Origin of the sequence: Labrys sedimenti, from assembly GCF_034424805.1 — a bacterium.
GTDB lineage: Bacteria > Pseudomonadota > Alphaproteobacteria > Rhizobiales > Labraceae > Labrys > Labrys sedimenti.
Genome location: NZ_JAXOUF010000001.1, coordinates 1 through 23,122, shown reverse-complemented (window position 1 = coordinate 23,122; position 23,122 = coordinate 1). Strand labels below are relative to the sequence as shown.

The 23,122-nt window shown below is 64.5% G+C and carries 14 protein-coding genes, 1 tRNA gene and 1 pseudogene; 5 read left to right on the top strand and 11 right to left on the bottom strand.

Annotated features, from left to right (window positions below; all coding sequences use genetic code 11):
* Positions 1-21: 21 nt before the first annotated feature.
* The 5 genes and pseudogenes from U1R88_RS00080 to U1R88_RS00060 form a co-directional block, all read right to left on the bottom strand.
* Positions 22-1,568, bottom strand: a pseudogene (locus U1R88_RS00080) (putative N-acetylmannosamine-6-phosphate 2-epimerase).
* A 90-nt stretch (positions 1,569-1,658) separates the two neighbouring features.
* Positions 1,659-2,474, bottom strand: coding sequence for a GntR family transcriptional regulator (locus U1R88_RS00075; protein ID WP_322429484.1), 816 nt, complete (start codon positions 2,472-2,474; stop codon positions 1,659-1,661).
* Between the two features lie 356 nt (positions 2,475-2,830).
* On the bottom strand, positions 2,831-3,988 hold the full coding sequence (locus U1R88_RS00070; RefSeq protein WP_322429483.1) for a LysM peptidoglycan-binding domain-containing protein: 1,158 nt from the start codon (positions 3,986-3,988) through the stop codon (positions 2,831-2,833).
* A 143-nt stretch (positions 3,989-4,131) separates the two neighbouring features.
* Positions 4,132-6,252, bottom strand: a complete 2,121-nt coding sequence (gene pbpC / locus U1R88_RS00065) for a penicillin-binding protein 1C (protein WP_322429482.1) — start codon at positions 6,250-6,252, stop codon at positions 4,132-4,134.
* Between the two features lie 11 nt (positions 6,253-6,263).
* Positions 6,264-11,489, bottom strand: coding sequence for an alpha-2-macroglobulin family protein (locus tag U1R88_RS00060; RefSeq protein WP_322429481.1), 5,226 nt, complete (start codon positions 11,487-11,489; stop codon positions 6,264-6,266).
* Positions 11,490-11,845: 356 nt separating this feature from the next.
* Here U1R88_RS00060 and U1R88_RS00055 point away from each other — a divergent pair.
* Positions 11,846-11,921: transfer RNA gene (locus U1R88_RS00055), tRNA-Phe, on the top strand.
* Positions 11,922-12,186: 265 nt separating this feature from the next.
* Positions 12,187-12,399: a hypothetical protein gene (locus U1R88_RS00050; RefSeq protein ID WP_068287560.1), complete on the top strand. Its 213-nt coding sequence runs from the start codon at positions 12,187-12,189 to the stop codon at positions 12,397-12,399.
* A gap of 567 nt (positions 12,400-12,966) precedes the next feature.
* Here U1R88_RS00050 and U1R88_RS00045 read toward each other — a convergent pair.
* The 6 genes from U1R88_RS00045 to U1R88_RS00020 form a co-directional block, all read right to left on the bottom strand.
* Entirely contained in the window at positions 12,967-13,725 is a 759-nt protein-coding gene (locus U1R88_RS00045) for a hypothetical protein (RefSeq protein WP_322429480.1), read from the bottom strand.
* 338 nt (positions 13,726-14,063) lie between these two features.
* Entirely contained in the window at positions 14,064-15,110 is a 1,047-nt protein-coding gene (locus U1R88_RS00040; protein ID WP_105865301.1) for an ABC transporter permease, read from the bottom strand.
* Positions 15,111-15,186: 76 nt separating this feature from the next.
* Complete coding sequence (locus U1R88_RS00035) at positions 15,187-16,716, bottom strand: sugar ABC transporter ATP-binding protein (RefSeq protein WP_068287547.1); 1,530 nt, start codon at positions 16,714-16,716, stop codon at positions 15,187-15,189.
* 139 nt (positions 16,717-16,855) lie between these two features.
* Positions 16,856-17,782, bottom strand: coding sequence for a sugar ABC transporter substrate-binding protein (locus U1R88_RS00030; RefSeq protein ID WP_068287544.1), 927 nt, complete (start codon positions 17,780-17,782; stop codon positions 16,856-16,858).
* 175 nt (positions 17,783-17,957) lie between these two features.
* Positions 17,958-18,788 carry a TIM barrel protein gene (locus tag U1R88_RS00025; protein ID WP_322429479.1) on the bottom strand — a complete coding sequence of 277 codons (831 nt, stop codon included), beginning with the start codon at positions 18,786-18,788 and terminating at the stop codon, positions 17,958-17,960.
* Between the two features lie 282 nt (positions 18,789-19,070).
* Complete coding sequence (locus U1R88_RS00020) at positions 19,071-20,099, bottom strand: LacI family DNA-binding transcriptional regulator (RefSeq protein WP_322430470.1); 1,029 nt, start codon at positions 20,097-20,099, stop codon at positions 19,071-19,073.
* 150 nt (positions 20,100-20,249) lie between these two features.
* On the opposite strand from U1R88_RS00020, the gene U1R88_RS00015 reads away from it, so the two are divergent.
* The 3 genes from U1R88_RS00015 to U1R88_RS00005 are packed head-to-tail and all read left to right on the top strand — an operon-like array spanning position 20,250 to position 22,956.
* Positions 20,250-21,365, top strand: coding sequence for a fatty acid desaturase family protein (locus U1R88_RS00015; RefSeq protein ID WP_322429478.1), 1,116 nt, complete (start codon positions 20,250-20,252; stop codon positions 21,363-21,365).
* A gap of 36 nt (positions 21,366-21,401) precedes the next feature.
* Positions 21,402-21,716, top strand: a complete 315-nt coding sequence (locus tag U1R88_RS00010; RefSeq protein ID WP_068287531.1) for a MocE family 2Fe-2S type ferredoxin — start codon at positions 21,402-21,404, stop codon at positions 21,714-21,716.
* 4 nt (positions 21,717-21,720) lie between these two features.
* Positions 21,721-22,956 (top strand): NAD(P)/FAD-dependent oxidoreductase, encoded by a 1,236-nt coding sequence (locus U1R88_RS00005; protein ID WP_322429477.1) that lies wholly within the window; start codon positions 21,721-21,723, stop codon positions 22,954-22,956.
* Positions 22,957-23,122: the final 166 nt, after the last annotated feature.

Below are 23,122 nucleotides of genomic sequence, written 5' to 3'. Positions count from 1 at the left end.
CACCTCCGATGCGCTTTCTGATTATGGGTCGACGAGATCAGCCACGCCGATCAGTCCCGCTTCTGCGCCGAGCGCGGCAGCACGGAATTCGGGACGGTATGGGGAAGGAAGTGTCGCGGCATGGCGGCGCAACCGCTCAAGGAAGCCATCGGCCAGGCCGAGGCCGCCACCAATGACGAAACAATCCGGATCGACCAGCATCTGCAAGGAACGCGTGGCACGGACCAGCGGGAATACCGCCCCATCGATCAGGGCTTCCGCCGCCCGATCGCCGGCCCGGGCCGCTGCCAGCAGAGCCGGCGGGTCGAGCCATTGCCCGCTGCCAGCCGCCAATCGCGCCAGGGCGGAACCGGCCGCGACATCCTCCAACCGCTGCTCGCCTGCCATGAGATCGATCAGGATCTGGCCGACATGCCCAGCCAGGCCGTTGCGGCCAGTCAGCAGGCGCCCGCCCAGGACCAGGCCACCGCCGACGCCGGTCGATACCGTCATGAACACCATGTCGGCGCCCCGTCCGGCACCGAAGCGATATTCGCCCCAGGCGGCGGCCTGGGCATCGTTGACCGCTGTGACGGGCACACCGAGGCGCTCCGTAAGAGCCGCCACGAGAGGATAGCCATCCGGCACCGGCAGGATGGCCGGGTTCAGCGCCGACCAGCGGCCCTCCGCAATCCGGCCGGTGACAGCGATACCGGCCGCGCCAAAGCGTCCGCGCCACTCGGCTGTGCTTGCGACGACAGCATCGAGCCAAGCCTGCGGGCCGCTGTCGCGCGCGGTTTCGACACGGCGCTGCGCCAGCACGTTGTCGCCGTCGACCAGGGCTGAGAGGGTCTTGGTACCCCCGATATCGATCGCAAGGACGGGCCGTCGCTGCATGGGCGTTCCTAGGGGGATGGGGCGGACGGCGACTTTACCGCCTCGACGAACCAACTGGTGATGTGCTCGGGGCGGGTGATCGCGGACCCGACCACGACGGCATCGGCACCAGCCTGACGTGCAGCCTGCACCTGTGCCAGCGTGCGATAGCGCCCCTCGGCAAAAACCGGCCTGCCGAGAGCCGCGACCTGGCGCACGAGGTCGATATCCGGCTCCTCCGGCACCGGCCCGCCGACATAGCCGGACAGGGTGGTGCCGATCACGGATGCCCCTGCCTCCACGGCCGCGGCGGCATCCGCCAGATCGGCGCAATCGGCCATGGATTGGCGTCCGGCGGCATGGATGGCGGCGATCATCGCCGGCACGGGGACGGGGCGCGAGCGCTGCGTGGCATCGAATGCAATGATGTCGGCACCGGCTTCCGCCAGATCGGTGACGTCCTTCAGCAGAGGCGTGATGAACACCGGCGTGTCCGCCTCGGCCCGTTTGATCAGGCCGATGACCGGCAGCGAGGTTGCCGCCCGCACGGCCCGGACATTGGCCAGGCCCTCGATGCGCAAGGCCGCGGCGCCGCCCGCCACGGCAGCCAGGGCGAAGCCGACGACGATCTCGGTACGGTCCATGGCGCCGCCGATCACCGGCTGGCAGGACACGATCAATCCACCGAGCGCTCGTTCAACTGCGGATGCCACCCAATGCTCCTCGCTTGCTGATGAGGAAGCCTGACATCAATAGAACCAGAATGCAACCTGTTTAATACCAGTTGCGAAATCATTCATGCTTCAACCACGTCGGGCCAGTTCGACCATGAAATCATAGGCATCGCCGCGATAGCGGCTGCGGGTCAGTTCGACCACCCGCCCGTTTTCAAGCGAGCAGCGGCGCTCCATTTCGAGAATGGGCGCTCCCGTCTCGATCTCGAGCAGGCGCCCCTCATGGGCGGTCGCCACATCGGCCCTGACCCGCTGGAGCGCGCGCACCGGCTGGCAGCCGCGCCGCTCGAGCGTCACATAGAGCGAACCTTCGATCAGGTCCGGGTTCGGCAGGAACTCTGCCGGCAGGACCGAATATTCGATCGCTATCGGGACGCGATCCGCCAACCGGAGCCGATGCAAGCGGCACACCCGTGCCCCCGGCGAGAGCCCCAGGGCCATGGCTTCGGCCGTGTCGGCCACGCCGACCTCGCGGCAAAGCCATGTCGTGCCGGGCACGCGGCCGCGCGCCTCCATGTCCTCGGAGAAGCTGGTGAACACCGTCATCGGCTTTTCCAGGCGCAGCGCCACACTGGTTCGCGCGCCGTGGCGCTGCACCAGCAGCCGTTCCTCGACCAGTCCCTTGATGGCATTGCGCACGGTCACGCGCGACAGATCGAGGCGCTGGGCCAGTTCACGTTCACCCGGGATCATGGCGCCCGCCGGAACGATGCCTTCCGAAATGGCACTGCGCAGAGCTTCCTGGAGACGCCGATACAGGGCCGTAGGGCTTTCGGCTTCCAAGCGTCCCTTGCGCTGCAGATATTCGATCAGGCGCACCACTTCCGGGCTCTCCGTCGGTTCGGCAAGATCGGCGGTCTGGTCGGACGAGAAAGATGAAGGCATGCATACACCGGTATTTTCAGGCCAGGACACAGCGCGATTTCGCGGAGCGGCCGTCGATTGCAAAGGCGCGCCACGGCGAAAAGAACGGGCAAGGCATCCTCGCTCAAGCCCGCTGCGCTCGCATGAACGCGATCGCAAGGGCGCGACTGCACCTCCGCAAACCGGTGCGCAGCGTCGCTCTTGCCCCGTTGGACCTGTCTAACACGCAATCTCGATTGACGCATCGACGACAAGAAAAGGCCGGTCAGCACTGCTGACCGGCCTGCAAAACTCTGAAACCGCATCGAAGAACAGATTTCGTGCTCAAAAAGCGAGAATCTCGATAAGGGGACGTCCAGCCGTGAACGCGCTTTGCTTTAATAGGCCAGCGCCGGCGCAAGCCTCGGCGCCGCCTGTACGGCCGCCCGGCGCAAACCCCAGCGCAGCAGAGCACCAGCAGCGGCGAAGCTCGCCGGGTCATCGGCCACACCGCCGCCAGCGGTGGCCGCGTCCTCGAGCAGGGTCAGCCCGACGATGACCACGGCCCCGACGATGGCCACCGTCGCCTTACCCCAATGAATACCCGACGAGGGTTCCGGGGATGCCGGAGGCTTGCGATCGGTGTGCACAGGCTGGGGACGCCACACCCGCGTTGCATCGGGAACGGGACGATAGCTCGGTACCAGGACCGGCTCGGGCAGCGGCGGACGCAAATGCTGGTCCGGCTTCAGTTCGATCTCGACCTTGAACTCGCTGGCGACATAGACATAGTCGCGGATTCGCCCGGTCATGCGCGGATAGGTCAAGGTGGCCTTGAGCACCGGCTCGCCCGCGCTCGATATGCCGGCAGAGAACTGGGCACCCGGCGAATGCGCATTCGCGCGCAAGGTGAGCTGGCATTCATAGGTGACGCTGTTGGACTTGCGGTCCCAACTCAACTTGCCGCCGGATACCAGCTCGCCGAGCACGGTCGAGGTTTGCTGGCGCGCCTGCGACTCGAGCCCCTTATTGCTGTAGACGAGAAGCGGCACCTTGTCGGTCGGCTGCAGGAAGATCGCCCCCTTCAGCTTGACCTTGGCCGAGAAGCCATTGCCCTTGATCTCGATGATCGGCAGGTCGTCGAGCTGATAGCCGAAACCGAAATTGTTCGCGAGCGTCCTGGCCGCCGGGTTGCTGCCAGCATCGGGCTGAGTGCGCGTATGGGAATGGGACGGAGTCGTGCCGCCCCTTGTCGGAGTGGGGGCGGGCGTGGGTGAGCTGGGGGCGGGCGGATTGGCGGATTGTGGCTTCGCCGTCGGAGCCGGGCCTGTCGACGTACCGCGCAGAACCACGCGACGATGCTGCTTCGGCAGGTAGATCACCGCTCCGGCTTTGATGAGATCGGGATTGACGATGCCGTGTCCGGTCTTGGCCACGATCGCCGGCTCATTGTTGTAGGCATAGATCTCCGGCCAGCGCACCGGATTGCCGTAGTAGCGGCCGGCGATTCCCCACAAGGTATCGCCTTGCTTGATCACGTAACGCCCTGCCTGCACGATGCGTTCTCCCGGAAAAATGGATTTCAGCCAATGAAAGGAATGCCCGGCATCTGAGGCTAGGCCCACTTCTTGACAGGAATATTATGGTTTCGGCCGGAAAAACTCGTACTGGGTCATCGAGACGCCGAACAAACCTACCGTCAATCCAGCCTGATCTGGACGCTCGCGGTATGTCCCCTGGCATCGATCACCGAAAGGCGGGCGAAGCCTTTGCCCGGCTTGTCCCAAACGGCCTCCCGGCGTTCTTCGCCAATCACGATAGGCAGGCCATCGGCAAGCCAGGTGAAGGGCGGGGCGCCTCCCATCGCCTTGAGAGCCAAGGCGGCATCCGGCTCACCCCCGGAAACCTCGACCCGGGCGCCATCGGGCGGGAAGGAAATCACCAGCGGGGCATCGCCCGAACCGGCGGCGGCGATTTCGGGCAAGGCGCCGGGACGGAAACGCTGCAGGGCCGGCGGCAATTCCGAGGTCTTGGCAAACACCACGCCCGACGGCGGGGGCTTGAGCGGCACCCGCTTCTCACCAATGCGCTGGAAGGCATCGAACAGGATGGGAGCGGCGGCCTTGCGCCCGACCAGATCCGAGACGGGCGCGCCATCGGGCCGCCCGACCCAGACGGCGACCGTGTTGGCACCATCGAACCCGACCGCCCAGGCATCGCGATAGCCATAGGAAGTACCGGTCTTGTAGGCGATCTTGCCGCCAACTGCGTTCTCCGGCGGCGGCGCGCCGATCAGGACATTGCCGACCTGCCAGGCCGCGGCCTTCTCGAACAGGCGATGGGGCTGTACGCCGAGCGCCCGGTCCTGCGGCCGCCAGATCAGTGGCAGTGCCTCTCCGTCCCGAGCCAGCGCCAGGTAGAGCGTGGCGAGGTCGGTGAGCTTGACGCCAGCTCCGCCGAGGCCGACGGCAAGTCCCGGCACCGCATCGGGCGGGAGGGATGGCTCGGCACCGGCATTCTTCATGCGGGCGATCAGCCTGTTCGGGCCGATGGAATTGAGCAGCATCACCGCCGGCACGTTGAGCGACTGCTGCAAGGCACGGCGCATGGTGACGGTGCCCTGGAAGGCATCGTCGAAATTCTCGGGCTTGTAGACGCCGAAGCGCGCGGGACGGTCATCCACCAGCGTCTCGGGATGGGCGAGGCCATCCTCGAAGGCAAGACCATAGATGAACGGCTTGAGGGTGGACCCGGGCGAACGCGAGGATTCGGCAAGATCCATCTGGCCTGCCCTCGCCTTGTCGAAATAGCCGACGCCGCCGACATGTGCCCTCACCTCGCCGCTAGCATTGTCAACGGCAACGATGGCAACCGAGACGCCGCCGCCCAAGGCGGTCGCACGCTCGCGCGCCAGGTTTTCGAGTTGCTCCTGCAGGAAGCGTGCAATCGTGGTGGTCACCACCGGATTGGGCTCGCTCTTGCCGGCCTGGGCCTGAAGCAGCAGGTCCTGGCGCACCAGCCGTTCGGCGACATGGGCCGCCAGGATCGGAAAGGGCTTGCGCCCCTGCGGTGCCGCTTCCAGCGTGGCGGCCTCGGCCTGATCGGGATGAAGCGCCCCCTTGCCGGCGAGAAGCCGCAAGACCCGGTTTCGGGCCGCCTTGGCCGCGGCCGGAGCCCGGTCCGGGCGGCGCGATTCAGGGGCCTGCGGCAAGGCCACGAGCATGGCCGCCTCCGCCGTCGAAAGGCGCTTAGGCTCCTTGCCGAAATAGGCGAGCGAGGCCGCCCGCGTTCCTTCCAGATTGCCGCCATAGGGCGCCAAAGCCAGATAGAGGCCGAGGATCTGCTCCTTGCTCAGTCGATTCTCGATCTGGACGGCACGGATCATCTCCGCCGCCTTGTCGGCAAAGGTACGATCGGGACGCGGCTCGAGCAGGCGGGCGACCTGCATGGTCAAGGTCGAGCCGCCGGAAACGATGCGCCCCCGGCTCAACATCTGCCAGGCGGCGCGGGCCATCGCCACCGGATCGATGCCGTGATGGGAATAGAAGCGCTTGTCTTCATAAGCGACCAGCATCGACAGGAAGCGCCGGTCGACCTCCTCCGGCTTGGCCGGCAGGCGCCAATAGCCGTCCGCCGTGGTGAAGGGGCGCAGCAGCCGGCCGTCGCGATCCACCACCAGCGGGGAATAGGTCACGCTCTCGCCCAGCGGCACCGGGCCGAGGCGCCGGAGCACCTCCGACAGCGCAAAGCCACCGGCGTTCACGGCGACAATGGCCGTGAACAGAAGCGCGCAGAGGATATGGACGCGCCGGGCGGTCATCTCGGTCCGCTCTACTTCTCGGTGACGCTGAGCGTGCCGGTGGCAAGCGTGGCGTTGCGCTCGGGCTGATACATGTCCTCCACCGTGGTACCGGGCAGGATATAGCGGCCCGGTGCCACCGCACGGACGACATACGCTACCTTGGCGGCCTGATCGGTGAACGCGGCGACGAAGCGGTCGTCGCGGAACTCCGAATGGGTGACCTCGGTGAGATCCTTGAGCCAGGACATGCTGCCGGTCTCGCCAGTGACGACCAAGTTCGGATTCTCGATCTCGAAGCCGGCCGGCAGGCGATCGACGAGCAGGAAGTTGCCGGTCTGGTTGTCGCCGCTGCGGCTGGCGCTCAATACCACCACCAGCCTGGTGTTCTGCTTCACCTCGGCGGGATCCACGGCCTTGCCGTCGAGCGAGAAGTAGTCGCGCGTCAGGTTCATGCCGTTATTGCCAGCGGGCTCGGGCACGACGGGCGAGCCGGAAACCGCAACCACGGCCTGCAGGGCCGAAGCGCCGGGGTTCGAGACCGAATGCGGGGCCTTGAGCGCCTCGCCGCGATAGACCTTGTAGAAGGCGCCCTGCTGCTCCGAGCCATCGGCGATCAGCTTGAGGGAACGGGCCTGGTCCGCGACGCTGCGGGCCGCGAGTACCATCCAGGTCATCTCCTGGGTCGAGGCATAGCGGGATTTGGAGCGCGCATCGGTAATGACCTTGAGCGCGGTCTTGATCACCGGCAGGCTGGCATTGTTGTCCCCTGCAAGCGCCACCACCGCCGCGGCGTCGCGGAGCGGCGAACCGTAATTGCGATAGGCCAGGCTGGTATCGCTGGTCTCCTTCTGGAGCGCCTCGGCAGCCGAGCCGAACGCCTCGCCAGCCCGCGGCTTGTCGCCGAGCATGCCGAGGGCGGCGGCGATCTGGGCCCGCGCCATGGCACTGCCGAACTGGCCGATCTTGGTATCGGCGAGATATTTCAGATCACCCGCCGGCGCCCTGCCGGCCCGGGCCAGCGTGTAGAGGGCATAGGCGATGTCCTCGCCCTTACCCTCTTCCACGTCAGGCGCATTGCCGACGCGGTTACGCAGATAGTCGACGGCCTGGTTGAGCGCCAGTTCCGGCACGGCGAAGCCCTTCTCGCGAGCCCGCAGCAGGAAGTCGGTGACATAGGCCGACAGCCACAATTCACCGCTGTCGGCGTTCCACAGGCCGAAGGCACCATTGGAATCCTGGCGTGCGAGCAGGCGCTGTACCGTATCGCCCAGGCGCTCCTTCACGGTGCCGTCGAGATCGATGGCGTTGCCGCCGAGCTCACTGAGATAGAGCAGCGGCAGCGCCCGGCTGACAAGCTGTTCCGAACAGCCATAGGGATAGCGATCGAGATCGCGCAGCAGGCCGGGCACGTCGAGGGCGCTGAACGGCCCCACCGAAAGCGAGACCGCGCCGGTGCCGGGCACCATTTCAGCGACGAGGTCGGCATTGACGGTGATGCCGCCGCCATTGGCGGCGATGGTCTGGATCGTGCGGCGCGTCACCGGCGGATTGGCCGGCAGGACGCCGAGCGTGAAGCTCTGGTCGATGGCGACATTGCCGGGACCCGCCAAAGTGGCAACCAGCTTGCCGGTGCCGATGCCGTTGGCGGTGATGGGAATGTTCACCGGCGTGCGCGAGCCCGCCGCCCCGATCTTCACGGTCTGGTAGAGGGCTGACGGCTGGGCGCCGATCGGCCCTTCCATGGTGACGGCGAGCGTATAGTCGCCCGGCGCGGCCTCGGCGTTGACGAGATCGAGGCGGAAGCGCGACTGATCACCCACGGCAAGGAAGCGCGGCAAGGTGCCGGCGATCACCACCGGATCGCGCACTTTGACGTCCGCTGAAGCATGGCCGACCTTGGTCGGCGTCCAGGCCACCGCCATCACCCGCACCAGACCATTGAAGGCGGGAATGTCGAAGCTGATCTCGGCCGTGCCGTCGGCACCGACCTCGACCATGCCGGAGAACAGGGCCAGGGGCGCCTGCGTCGGCGGCGGGCTGTTGAAATTGGCTCCGCCGTCACCACCGGTGCGGATCCGTCCCTTCGCTCCTTCCATGCCGTCGATCAACTGGCCGTAGAGATCGTGCAGTTCGGCCGAAAGGCGCTTCTGGCTGTAATAGAAAGTCTCCGGCTCCGGCGGCTTGTAGCCCGTCAGGTTGAGAATGCCGACATCGACGGCTGCCAGGGTGACATAGGCTTTCTCGCCGGCAAGGCCCTCCACCTTCACCGGCACCTTGAGAGGCTGGCGCGGCCTCATCAACTCGGTCGGCGTGAGCGTGACCTTGAGCGTGCGTTCGTTGCGGTCGATGCCAAACCAGGCGAGGCCGATCGCGCGCGTCGGCATGCGCTTGGCAGCAACGTCCATCGGCCGGAAATGGGTGACCACGACATAGGCGCCTGTGCCCCAATCCTTACCGACGGTGACGGGAACGGTCGTCCCCTTCTCCGGCACGTCGACCAGGGTGGAGGAGAGCAGCTTCTCGCCGACCACCTGCACCGAGGCCTTGCCAGCGAAACGGGCATCGATCTTCACTTGCAGCGTATCGCCGGTCTTGACGCTGGTCTGGTCGAGCGCCACCGGCAGCATGTCGGGCGTATCGGCCTTCTCGCTGGTGTAATAGCCCGCATAGAAGGAGCTGGAGGAGGAGGCCAACCCGTCCGCCGAGATCTCGAGGCGGTATTGACCCCATTGTACCTGTGCGGAGATCTGCGCGGGCTTGTCGGCCAAGAGATCGACCGTGCCACCGCCGACCTTGCGGGCGGTGGTGACAGCCTCGTAGTTCCAGCGATTATTGCTCTTGTACCACTGGTAGGTGGTCGTCAGGCGCTTGAGCGTCCAGGTCGCGCCCTTGGCCGCTACCTGGTTGCCCTGGGGATCGACGGCAATGGCGTCGAACAGGGCCTGCTGGCCCTCGGGCACCGTTCCCTCGGCGAAGCCGGGCTTCAAGGCCAGCATCGGGCCGGTGGAGGCGATCGGCAGGGAGGCGCTGCGCACCACGCCACGACCGCCGCCTTCCTTCATGCGGATGACGAAATTGGCCTTGAGCGGACGGGTGGTCGTCGGCAGCTGCGGCAGCGGCACGGTGAATTCGGCGTGACCCTTGTCGTCGGTCTGGGCGAGATCGTCGACGGTGTTTTGCACCGTATCGACATTCTCGTCCGACAGGCCGAAGGCATAGTTCTTCCATTGCGAGAAAGGCTGGCTGTCGGTGGAGACGGAGACGTCGCCCTCGATGTCGAGCCCGGCAGCCGGCGCGCCGAAGAGATAGCGCCCGTCCACCTTCAGGTTGGCGCCGCTGGTGCGGTCGATACGGGTGCCCGAGGTGGCGAGGTCGAACTCGATGCGATCAGGCACATAATCCTCGACCAGGAAGGTGGTCTCGCCGACCGGAGCGGCCTTGGGATCGGTATAGGCGACGACGCGCCAGGTGCCGCTGGCGGCAGAGGGAATGATGGCGATGTCGGCCGTGCGGCCGCCGGCGCCCTGGTCCTTCAGCACTGTGCGCGAATATTCGACGCCATCCGGGCGCTGCACCACCATGGTGACGGGCACGTCGGCCAGGGCATTGGCATTGCCGTCGCGCAGCAGGATGGCGGCATGCACCGTCTCGCCGCGGCGGTAGACGCCGCGCTCGACATAGACGAAGGCATCGGCCGGCCCCGGCGGGTCACGGCCGGTGACGCCGCGGTCGGTGAGGTCGAAGGCCTGCTGGGTCAGATCGATGAAGGCGTAGTCGCTCTTGTCGTCAGAGGCGACCACCAGAGCCGGCTCCTGGCCCTCATTGCCCTTGGTAAGGCCGGCATCGAAGAAGGCGGCGCCGTCGGCCCCCGTCTTCACCGAGCCGAGAATCTCGTTGTTGCGGGCAAGCAGGCGGACCGTGACATTGGCAAGCGGCTCGGCCGAGGCGATCGAGCGCAGGAAGACGTGCAGGCCGTCCTTGCCCTTCAGCGTCGACAGGCCAAGATCGGAAACCACGAACCATTGCGTCGCGAGCTGATTGTCCTCGTCTTCCTTCACTTCCCCGGGCTGGGCCGTCATCACATAAAGGCCGGGTTCGATCTTGCCGAGCGCCTCGTCGACCGGAAAGGCGGTGGTGACGTCCTGGTTCGGCGTGCTGGTGAGGTCCATCGTGCCTTCCCAGACCTTCTTGCCCTTGGTGCGGGCAATCTCGCTGGCCTGGGAACCGTAGATCTGGTCGAGGAAATTGGAATCGATCACCGCCGAAATCAGGCTGCGATCGCCGACCCGGTAGAGCGCGAGCTTGGCCTGGGTGGAATTGACCGAGACCAGTGGGATGCCGTTCTGGCCGGTGCGCGGCAGGACATAGCTCTTGCCGACGAACTGCACGGATGGCAGGCGGTCGCGCACATAGATCTCATAGTCGGCGTTCTTGAGCAGGCTCTCATCCACGGCCGAAGGCAGGCCCTGGCGCACGGTGACCTTGTAGCGCCCGCCATGCTTCAGGCCTTCGACGCAAAGCTTGGTGCCGTCGACCGTGACGGCCGAGACGGGTCCGGGCTCCTGGGTGAAATAGGGCGCGTAATCGGCGACCGCATTGCTCAGCGGGTCGGAAAACTGGAAGCACAGGCGCGGCTGCGGCGCGTCGCTTTCCACCGTATAGTCGGTGATGCGGAAGCCATGATCCTTGCGCACTTCCTCATAGGCTTCGCGAATCTCGGCATTGTTGACCAGGTCGAGGCTGGCGCGATAGGCGTTGAGGGCCGGCCGCCAATCCTCGCGCTTGACCAGCGCCTGGGCGACATCGTTGAGCGCATCGGCCTGTTCCTGCGGCGTCTTGGCAAGCTGATAGGCGCGAATCGAGGCGCCGAGCGCCTTGTAGGGCAGTTCGTAGCCGTCCTGGCTGTTAAAGGGCTCGGCCACCAGCAGCAAATCGGCGAGGCGCTTCCACATTGCTCCGTCATTGGGAGCCAGGGCGATGAACTGCTCCACCACCACGGCGGTGTTGCGCGCATTGTCGGAGCTGATAGCCGCTTTCAGCTCTTCCTGGAGCTGCGGCGCGCTCTTCTTCATGGTCTTGGCCAGCTTGGCGATGCTGTCCTTGTAGCTGTCAGCCGCATAGGAATAGCTGTCGGCCTGGAAAAGCGGCGCCGCCTGCACCGGGCCGGCCGCCACCCAGCCCAGCAGGGCGAGCATGAGCACGAAAGCCGAGAAAAACCGCACGAAGACGCCTTGGCGCGCTGCCTGCCTGACCATGTTGCCTGTCCTCTTACCCGCCCCTGGGTTTGTTGCGGCGGTCCTGTCCACGCTAGCGAGTCGGCGTGACCGGGGCGTGTCGCCAGTTATCGATTGGGTCCCATCCATAACTGACGACACGCCCGGATCACGCGATATGCACAGGGAACGGGCCACCGAGCCCGCAAGACTAAGGGCGCCCTGGGTCGGCGGCAATCATGATTCAGAGAGTTTTTACCATCTGTACCGGTGGAAACAGCGTGCGTACCGGTGTTTTTGCAGCCGGCTTATTTTTTCCGTGCAAGAGGGCTGGACAACCACGGAGGCGCTGGCTATACACCCGCGGTCTCGCGGCGGCCTCGGCTGACTCGCCGGATGCCTAGGTAGCTCAGTTGGTAGAGCATGCGACTGAAAATCGCAGTGTCGGTGGTTCGATTCCGCCCCTAGGCACCATCTCCCTCTCCGCAAACATCCAAAATCATCGAAATCCCTGAAAACGCTTCAACGCCAAAGCGCGCGTTCTTGCGTACCCAATCCATCCGCTCGCAGATGCGAAAGTCAGCAATGGTCTGCGCATTGCGACCTTCCACAGGGACGCGGTGATCCTCAACGCGAAACAGGCAGCCCGCCGGCAAGGCCCGGCAAAGTGCGCACCCACAACCGAACATTAACCCCACGCCCGAACACTGCACCGGAAAGCGTAACGGTGGGGGCTGACATGGACTTACGCAACGCGGCGAACGTGATTGATGCGCGCCAGGCGTTTCTCGATGCCGAGTTCGATTTCATCTGCCGCCTCCCGCCAGGATATGCTGCGCCAACCTCGGGCGGCTCGCCGCCGGCAGATCTGTCCGCCTACCGCCAAGCCAAGGCCGCTGCGAGCCAATCAAGCGTTGAAACGATCGCACCGCCCCGGTCGCAACAAATCTAGCTGGTCACACGCCAGATGCACCGATAGCCGTGAGCAATGCGAATTGACCTGCACGATGCCCGTCATTCCGCGAGCGCCCGCTCCGTCTGCTATGCACCAGTCCAGACCGTAGATCCTGTTGGGAATGGGCCGCGTCATGCGGAAGAGCACCGAGCCCTCCGCTGCCTGCTCGACTGATCGAGTGGCGAAAAGGTCCATCGGAGGCAAGTGGGAGGTGATACGCCTGTATCGGCACGATATCGCCGGACCCGTTTTCAGCCCATGCTGCACAACGCAATCCCGGACCGCCACGCTCGCAGGCATTTACATCATGGGAGAGGCGAACAAAGCCCCGGTCAGAAAGAACTCAGCCCTTCTGATCGGGGAGCGAAGTTTGATTAGGGGTCATCGGCCCGGGCGCCTCGGCCATGGGCGGATCCGTGCGCTCGGGCCTGGCCGGCCATCCGATAAAAGCCGAGGATTGCTCTTCGCAGGCCTCGCGGACGCCAGCCTGTCACCTGTTTAGCACAGGATCAGGGCAAGAGTTTGAAACGCACGGAGCGCCCGATGGGTGCGGCCCCGTCGCAGCTATTGCCAGGTCCAACGATTGTTCAGCGCCTCGCCGCGCTCCAGCGTTGGGTTGTCTCCCCATTTGCGCTCGGCCCAGGTTTCGTAAAGGGCCAGATCGAGCGCATTGTCCTGCAGGATCTTCCGGCGCAGTGCCTCGCCAATATCCTGACTGCGCAGCGCATTGGTGGGCGCAGCATTCTCATGGGGCAGTTTCTCGAACTTCCAGCCGATATCCTGGGTCATCTGCTCCATCACCGCATCGCAATTGCGATAGTCACCGACGAACCAGAACGTCTCGAATTGCCTGGACAGGAATTCGAACCTCTGGCGCTGGCTCATCTTGCGGATGCCCAGGGAGGACAGGCCGAAATAATGCCTGAAATAGAAGCGGCTGATGCGGTTGTGCTTGTTGGTCGGATACCATTGCTCGAAGGACATGCCCACGATCCGATGCCTCTCGGGCGTCTTCTGCAGGAAATTGTAGAGCGAGACATAGAAGGACACCGGTTCCCGGAGCAGGCCGACCTCCCGGATGATGCGGCCCTCGAATCCCCGGGCGGCCGTGCGCGGCAATCTGTGGCCGAACAGGATACGGATCTCGTCGCGATCGGCTTGGGGCACGCGGTTCGCAGGATCGAGCCAAGGCCGTTGCTCGGGCTTGGAATAGATCACGGCGGAACCGCGCGGCGGAACATCGTGCAGGAGATAGTCCCTCACGCTCAGGCCGGCGCATTTCAGGATATGCGGAAAGAGATAGACGGTGGTGTTGCTGCTCATCAAGTCTCGCCAGGCTCAGCCTCCTCCCGGCACCGGCCGGAAGAGTTGACCCTCTCACCCCTCATTTCTTGGCCAGGGGAACTTTCGTGCCGCATTGACCATGGTGTCATTCGATCTTCTGTGCCGCCCCAGCCAGACAATTACTAGACCGATGGGCCATCGGCAGTCACTACAAGGATCGACTACATATAGTAAGTCAGCGACGAGGCAACGGGCCTGTTCGCGAGGGCGCGCTTGACTGCAACCAATCGTGTATGCCTCCTCGGGGACGACAGGGCTGGACAAATGAGAACGGCCCGTCCTCGCGGACGGGCCGTTCGATCGTCGTGCCGTTCGCCTCAGACCTTCCGGCGCCGGCGATACTGGTCGATCACCACGGCGCCCACGATGATGGCGCCGAGCACGATCTGCTGCAGGGAGGCGGGAACGCCGAGGAAGGTGAAGCCCGAGGTCACCACCGAGAGGATGAGGAGGCCGATCACCGTGGAGGTGATACGTCCCACGCCGCCGGAGAGCGAGGTGCCGCCGATCACCACCGCCGCGATGGCCTGCAGCTCGTAGCCGAGGCCTGCACCGGCCTGGCCCGAGCCGGCCCGGGCGATCTGCACCACACCGGCCAGGCCCGAAAGCAGGCCGGCGAAGCCGTAGACCTTGACGAGGTGCCACTTCACATCGATGCCCGAAACACGGGCGGCTTGCATGTTCGAGCCGATGGCATAGGTGAACTTGCCGTAGCGCGTGTAGCACATGGCGATGTGGAAGATCAGCGCCACCACCAGGAAGATCACCGTCGGCACGTCGATGGAGAACCCGAAGAGCTCCACCGGCGAACCAATGACGCGGAAGGAGGGCGTGAAGGTGCTGACGGGCTGGCCATTGGTGTACCAGGTGGCGAAGCCGCGCGCCGAGACCATCATGCCGAGCGTGGCGATGAAGGGCGGCACATTGGCGTAGGCGATCAGCGCGCCGTTGATGACACCGGCAAGCAGCCCCGTCGCCAGGCCCGCCAGCACGGGAATGATGAAAGGCAGGTCGGTGAGGTGGGGATAGACCACGGAGCGGGCCGTGCTCACCTGCGCGAGCGAGGCGGCGATCATGGCGGTAGCGCCCACTACGGAACCGGAGGACAGGTCGACGCCGCTGGTGATGATGGTCTGCGCCACGCCCACCGCAATGATGCCGATCACCGCCACCTGCAGGAAGATGATGCTCAGTCGCCCCGCATTGAAGAAGAAGCTCTGGCTCTTCAGCGGCCAGCCGATGAGCTCGAATATCGCCACGATGACGGCGAGAACCGCCAGGATGCTCAGTTCCTGCGGCAGCCGGCGATGCGGTTTGACGCTGGATATTTGCGGCGATTTGCCGGCAGCCTCATTCGCGGACATGGGATCCTCCAATTCTATCGCTAAGCGCCTCACGGCGCATCGTATCGGGGTTCTTCCAATTCCAGGGCCTCGCGCCTCAGCGCGCGGCCAGTTCCATGATCTTGACCTGGTCCGCCTCGGAGCGATCGAGGATGCCGGTGGCATGGCCGGCATGCATGACGAGGATGCGGTCGCTCATGCCCAGCACCTCGGGCAGTTCCGAAGAGATCATGATCACCGCCACGCCCTCGCCCGCCAGCTTGCTGATCAGGCGGTGGATCTCGGCCTTGGCGCCGACATCGATGCCGCGCGTCGGCTCGTCGAGGATGAGTATCTTCGGCTTAGTCAGGAGCCAGCGGCCGATCAGCACCTTCTGCTGGTTGCCGCCGGACAGGTTCTCGATGCGCTCATGCAAGTTCGGCGTCTTGACGCGCAGCGCAGCGCTCATCTCGGTACAGGCCGGCGTCACCTCGCCCGAGGCGACGAAGCCAGCCTTGACGTAGCGCTGCGTCAGCACCGCCATCTGCATGTTCTCGAGGATATCGAGGATGAGAAAGCAGCCGGTATCCTTGCGGTCCTCGGTGAGGAACGCCATGCCCTGGCGCATGGCGACCGCAGGCGAGGAGATGGAGACGGGCTTGCCGAAGATCTCGATCGTGCCGGAGGAGGCCGGCGTCACGCCGAACAGGGCCTCCGCCACATTGGAGCGCCCTGCCCCGACCAGCCCGGCGAAACCGAGGATCTCGCCGGCACGCAGGTCGAAGGAGACATCGTGGAAGACACCGTCGAGCGTCAGGTTCTTCACCGACAGGACCACGTCGCCGATCGGCACCGTCTCCTTGGGGAACATCTGGGTGATCTCGCGGCCGACCATGCGGCGGATGATCTCGTCGCGCGTGAGATTGGCAGCAAGGTCCGTGCCGATATATTTGCCGTCGCGGAAGATCGAGACCTCGTCGGCAATCTCGAAGAGCTCGTTCATCTTGTGCGTGATGTAGACGATGCCCTTACCCTGAGCCTTGAGGTCGTGGATGATCTCGAACAGATGCGCGACTTCCGTCTCGGTCAGGGCCGAGGTCGGCTCGTCCATGATCAGCACGTCGGAATTGTAGGAAATCGCCTTGGCGATCTCGACCATCTGGCGATTGGCCACCGATAGCGAGCCGACGGGCACGGTGGGGTCGATCCTGATCTTGAGCTGCTCGAACAGCTTGGCCGTGCGGCGGTTGAGCTCGCCATGGTCGACGAAACCCAGCCGGGTCAAAGGCTCGCGCCGGATCCAGACGTTTTCCGCCACCGTCATGTACTGCATCAGGTTCAGCTCCTGATGGATCATGGCGACGCCTTGCTGGAGCGCATCGAGAGGCCCGGAGAACTGCACCTCCTGCCCACGCAGCTTCATCACGCCGCCGTCGCGCTGATAGACGCCGGCAATGATCTTCATCAGCGTCGACTTGCCAGCGCCGTTCTCGCCCATCAGGGCATGCACCGTGCCGGGACGCAGTTTGAAGGAGACATTGTCGAGTGCGAGCACGCCGGGAAAGCCCTTGCGTACGCCCTCCACCTCGATGAGATAGGCGGAGTCCGAGGTACCGCGGCTCGGCGCCGCCGATTGCACTACAGCCATCCTTGTTCTCCCTCATGCCGGCGCCGGATCTGGCGACGTGTTTCATCGGCCCGGAACCAGGGTCCGGTCATTGCCGCGTCTGGCGAGAAGATCGTGAGCTCCCCCCGGCCTTGGGCCGGAGGGCCCTTATGCAGTTCGATCAGTTCTTCTTGAGGTAGTTGTCTATATTGGCCGGGGTCACCAGCTCGAAAGGCACCCAGACCATGGCGTCGACCTTCTCGCCCTTGGCAAGCTTCAGGGCCGTATCGACGGCGCCCTGGCCCTGGCCGGCGGCGTTCTGGAACACGGTGACCTGCAGGTCGCCATCCTTCATGGCGCCGAGGCCATCCTGCGTGGCGTCCACGCCGCCGACGAGGGTCTTGCCGCCGGCGAGGCCGGCCTGCTTGAGCGCCTGGATGGCGCCGATCGCCATTTCGTCATTGTTGGAGATCACGGCAGCCGGCTTGATGCCCGAGGTCAGCCAATTGGTCATCAGGTCGATCGCCTGGGTGCGGTCCCAGTTGGCCGTCTGCTTCTGCAGGATCTTCATGCCCGTGCAGGGCTCCTTGGCGATCACGTCCTCGACGTCCTGCGTGCGCTGGCGGGCGGCCTGGTTCGACAATTCGCCCATGATCACCACGATATCGCCCTTGCCGCCGAGGAGCTTGCAGATCTCCTTGGTTTCGAGCGTACCGGAATCAACCTCGTTCGAGCCGACGAAGGCGACCTTCTCGGGCAGCTTCTCTTCGGAGGGCATGCGGTTGACATAGACGAGCGGGATGCCGGCTTCGGTGGCGAGCTTGGTCATCTGCGGAGTTGCGTCGGTGTCGACCGGATTGACGATGATGGCATCGACCTTCTGGGCGATGAAGTTCTGGATCTGGCTGAGCTGCTTGTTGACGTCGTTCTGGCCGTCCTCGATCTGGAGGTTCACGCCGGACTTGGTCTTGGCATAGTCAGTCATGCCGTTGCGCAGCACGGTGAGGAAATTGTCGTCGAACTTGGCCATGCTGACACCGATATTCTCGGCATAGGCCGTGCCACACAGCAAGGCCGTTGCGGCAAGCGCGAAAAGGGTCCGTTTCATCGTGTCTCCTCCCTGGGTCGGATGTCCGGCAGCACCCGTCATTTTCCGGATAATCCCCTCGCGGGGAATTGGTGGATCGTTGGAGCGTTTGCGGTTCGCCGGGATGGCCCGGCATCGCAAAGACGCGTAGAAACAAAGAATTGGAAAACGCGTCCACGGATGAACGCGCTTTGCCCTAGGAAACCAAGCCCGCCGTAATCAGTGCCATGCTCGCGGCAAGGCGAGCCTGGACCTGTTTGGCGTCCATTTGCTGGATGCTTTCGGCGAAAGGCTCGAAGGAGAGCGCACCGGCATAACCGCCGGCACGCAGCGCCTCGATCTGAGCGACATTGCCCAGACGATCATCCGCTCCCACGAGACCGCGATGGCTGTCGCGCATCTCCCCCACTGCCACGGACGCATCGTCCACGCCGGAGATATGAACCAGCCCTGTGCGGTCCGGGAACAACGCCGCCTCGCCCGCGAGATGATGATGGAACGTATCATGCACCAGTTTGAAGGTCTGTGCACCATCGACGGCATCGATGGCGGCGACGGCTTCGGACTTCAAGCGCAGGGAACAGATCTCGAAACCGAGGGGTTCGACGAAGCCGGTCAGCCTGCGCTCCAACAGGATCGGCTTCAGCGCTGCCAGAGCCTCGATCAGGCGGGGAAGGCGCTCCTCGTCGCCGCGCCCTTCGCCATCGTTGCGGGGCACGAGCACCAGGGCCCTGGCGCCCGCACCGGCCGCATAATCGGCAAGCTCTTCGGCTTCCGATGCGCGTGCCTCGCTCCAATCGTTGAAGCGCTGCAAGGCATTGATCGACAGGATTTCGACACCGGCGCGCTGCGCCTCCTCCCTTACCGAGGCTGCTGGCGTCCCGTCGAGGATGGCGTTGCCGGCAAGATCGTTGCGGATCTCGACCCTGGCAATTCCCAGATTGCGGGCAAGTGCGAAGAATTCGGCAGGCCGTAGCTTCGGCGCGGCCATATGGTTGAGAGCGAAGGGTTCGGCTCCGCTTGTCATGAAACACTCCTTGCAGGCGCAAGCGCCCTATTTCCAACCACGCCGGCGCCGTTTGTAGCGCCATGTGCTCCGGTACCGATCATCAAAAATAGAATGATTGGACCGTTTTTGAACTTAATTGGAATTAATATTCTATTTTTGCACTGCCCTGTCAAGTGCGCATTTCAGTCGCGCGCTCGCTCGCGCGCGGCCGCTATCGGGCCCGACAATGCGCCTTGCAGGTGACAGAACCCGGCAATCTCCTGGGCTGCGCCATGCAAGATCAGGCAAGCCTCAGCCTTTTCAGATATTTTCGGGAAGATAGAGATTGAAGGGCAGGAAGCTCTGTCCGGTTCCTTCCACGCTGCCGGCAAGGCAGGCCTGTGCCATGACGCGGACGAGTTCCACGGGCAGTTGCGGCAGCGGTGTCGCGATGACGAAGGAAATCACCTCTTCGCTCAAGGCAAGGCGCGAATCCGGCGTCAGCTCCGGGCAAACGGCCACCAGTCCCTTCGCCTTCTCCTCCCGCAGGGCGGCTATCACCCCTTCCATGCCGCCTCCGGCCACATAGAGACCGGCTAGGTCCGGATAGCGCCTGATCAGCCCGAAGGTCGCTTCATAGGCTATGCTCGACTCTTCCAGATTGACGCGGCTGTCCAGCACTTCGAAATCCGGGGCATGCTCGCGGAAATAGCTGCGCAACCCGATCTCGCGCAGCTCGTGACCATGGAAGCGATGACTGCCAAGGATGATGCCGATCTTGCCAGGCTGGCGAGCGGTGTGGGCGATGAGCCAGCCCGCCGTCCGGCCGGCCTTGCGGTTGTCGAGGCCGACATAACCGGCTCGATGTTCGGCGGCAAAATCCGACAGCAGCGCGAAGACGGGTACGTTGCGGGCCTTCAGTTCCGCAACCGCCACAGTAATCAGGGGATGGTCCACGGACACGACCGCCAAGGCCTGGCAGCGCTCGGCGAGGCTATGCATCCGCTCGGCCACGGCCGCCGGCGAGGTGTCGCCGTGGTGCTCGATGATGGCGGAGATGCGAAAGCCCGATGCCGAGGCTGCGGCCTCCGCAATGGATTGCGCCAGCAGGCCGTAGAAGGGCGAGGCGGATTTGAGCAGCAGGAATCCCAAGCGCAGATGCGGCATGTCGCGGTCGAGGCGCTGCTGGATCAGGCCGGCGGCGTAATAGCCCAGCGTCTTGGCTGCCTCCGCTACGCGACGGGCAGTCTCCGGCCGGACCGGAAGCCGGCCGTTCAGCACGCGGTCGACCGTCGCGGGGCTGACGCCCGCCTCCCTCGCGACATCCTGGATCGTCGGCCTGGCCATGATAGCTCTGATGAAATTACATCATGATGATAGTCGTTCTGATGCACTTTGATAGAAACTGTCAACACCCCATTGAGCCCCGAACCGGTGCGACATAGCATCGGAACCAAGGATGAGGCCCGGTCGAAACCAGGCTGGACAAGGGAGCATGCGATGAGGCCGACCCGGCGCGACTACAGTCTGATCGGACGCGATGCCCAGGCCGCCGTCGAGAGCGGCCTTGCCGCCGCCGAGTGGTATCGGTGCGACATTCCCCGCAAGCGCATGAAGGAACTCATGCAGCGCAAGGACGCGCCGGCGATCCGCGACACCGCCCTATGGCTTGCCGGCCTGCTGCTGAGCGGCCTCGCCGCCGGGCTGCTATGGGGAAGCTTGTGGTGCGTGCCGTTCTTCGCGCTCTACGGCATTCTCTATGGCTCGGCCTCGGACTCGCGCTGGCACGAATGCGGGCATGGCACCGCCTTCCGCACGCGCTGGATGAACGACGTCGTCTATCATATCGCCTGCTTCATGATCATGCGCGAGCCGACGATCTGGCGCTGGAGCCATACACGTCACCACACCGACACCATCATCGTCGGCCGCGACCCTGAGATCGCCGCCATGCGCCCACCGGCAATCTTGCGCCTCCTCTGCAATATCTTCGCGATCGCCTCGACCTGGGCTGCCCTCAAGGGCCTGGTCCTGCATGCCACAGGCCGGCTCAGCCAGGAGGAAGAAACTTTCGTGCCGGAGATGGAACGCGGCAAGGTCTATTTGGTCGCACGCATCTGGCTCGCCATTCACGCCGCCACCGTCGCGCTTTCGCTGGCACTGCATTCCTGGCTGCCGATGATGTTCGTCGGTGTCCTGCCCACCATGTATGGCGGCTGGCTGACCCTCTATTTCGGGCTGACGCAGCATGCCGGCCTGGCCGAGAACGTGCTCGACCACCGCCTGAACTCCCGCACCGTCTACATGAACCCGTTCTTCCGCTTCGTGTATTGGAACATGAACTATCATGTCGAACACCACATGTTCCCGATGGTGCCCTATCACGCGCTGCCGGAACTGCATAAGGCCATGCTGGCCGACACGCCGACGCCCTATCGCAGCACGATCCAGGCCTATCGCGAGATCATCCCGGCCCTGCGCCGCCAGATGAAGGATCCGGAGTATTTCGTGCGCCGTATGCTGCCGTCCAGCGCTCGCCCCTATCGCCCTGATCTACATGGTGAAGTGGTCATGCCCGACGACCCGCGTGCCCGCTTTGCCGGCCAGCACCACTGACAGACAAAAGACACAAGACCATATCGGGAGGAGAAAATGAGCAACTGGATCGACGCCTGCGATGCCGACGATATCGAGCAGGAAGACGTTCTGCGCTTCGATCATGGCGGCCGCACCTATGCGCTCTACCGCAGTCCGGACGACGAATATTTTGCCACCGACGGGCTGTGCACCCACGAGCAGATCCACCTGGCCGACGGCCTGGTGATGGACGACATCATCGAATGCCCCAAGCACAATGGCCGGTTCAACTACAAGACCGGCGAAGCCAAGGGCGCGCCGGTCTGCATCAACCTGAAGACCTATGCCGTCCGGCTCGCCGACGGCAAGCTTCAGATCCAGCTGGGTTGATCCGATGCAGCCGGGCATGGTCATCGTCGGCGCCGGCGAGGCAGGCGCCAGGGCAGCCTTCGCCCTTCGCGAGAACGGCTGGGCCGGCTCCATCACCCTGGTCGGGGACGAAGTTCACGCCCCCTATGAGCGACCGCCCTTGTCGAAGGCGGCGCTGCTCGACGAGACCGGCCCCTCCCCGCGCTATATCGTAGCCGAGGAGCGTTTCGAGGCCGAAGCCATCACCCATCTGGCCAAGCGAAGCGTGGTGGCGATCGAACCGGAGCGGCGGCTGGTTCGGTTCGATGACGGCAATGCCCTAGCCTATGAGAAACTGCTTCTTGCCACCGGTGCCGCGCCGCGACGGCTGCCGCTGGCAGGCGCGAACAGGCCTGGATGCGTGACGCTGCGGCGTTTCGAGGATGCCCTGCATCTGCGGGAACGCTTTCGCCCGGGGGCGGAGATTGCCATCATCGGCGGCGGGTTCATTGGCCTGGAACTTGCGGCCAGCGCCCGCCAGCGCGGTGCGGCGGTGACCATTATCGAGGCCCTTCCGCGCCTGCTCAGCCGGGGGGTGCCGGCCGCTATCGCGGAGGTTGTGCAAGAGCGCCATTGCGCCGCGGGCTGCACCTTGCTGTGCGGTGAAGGCATCACCGCCATCGAGGAGGAGCCCGACGGCCTCGCTGTCCGCCTCACCAGCGGCAAATTGGTGCTCGCCGATCTCGTCGTTCTCGGTGTCGGCGCCTCGCCCAGCACGGCGCTGGCGGAGGCTGCAGGCCTTGTGATCGACAATGGCGTCGCCGTCGACTCCAGGCTGTGCACCAGCGACCAAGCCATCTTCGCCGCCGGTGATTGCTGTTCCTTTCCCCTGCCCGTCTATGGTGGACGGCGCGTGCGCCTGGAATCCTGGCGCAATGCCCAGGAACAAGGCGCCCATGCCGCCCGCGCCATGCTGGGCGAGGAAGCCGCCTTCGACGCCGTGCCCTGGTTCTGGTCGGATCAGTATGACCTCTCCCTGCAGGTCGCCGGGCTGGTCGACGAAGGGCGTCACACCATTCGCCGCGACGGTGCGGAGGGCTCCTTCATCCTCTGTCATCTCGACGATAACGGGCGCCTGGTCGCTGCCAGTGGCATCGGTCCCGGCAATGCGATCGCCCGCGATATCAGGCTGTGCGAAATGCTGATCGCCAAGCGCGCCCATCCTGACAAGGACAGGCTTGGCGATCCCAATACCCGCCTCAAATCCCTTCTCGCCGCCTAGGGCAAAGCGCTTACCAGCCCCTTTGCCCTCCTCTTTGTTTCAACGTTGCTTTGCGATTTCCGGCAATGCCGTCAAATCGCAAGACGCCTTAGGAATTGTGGACACTTATCTGATCCATAGGACAGTAGCAGCGAGAGTTACGACGGCGAGATAATTTCTAGCGGTT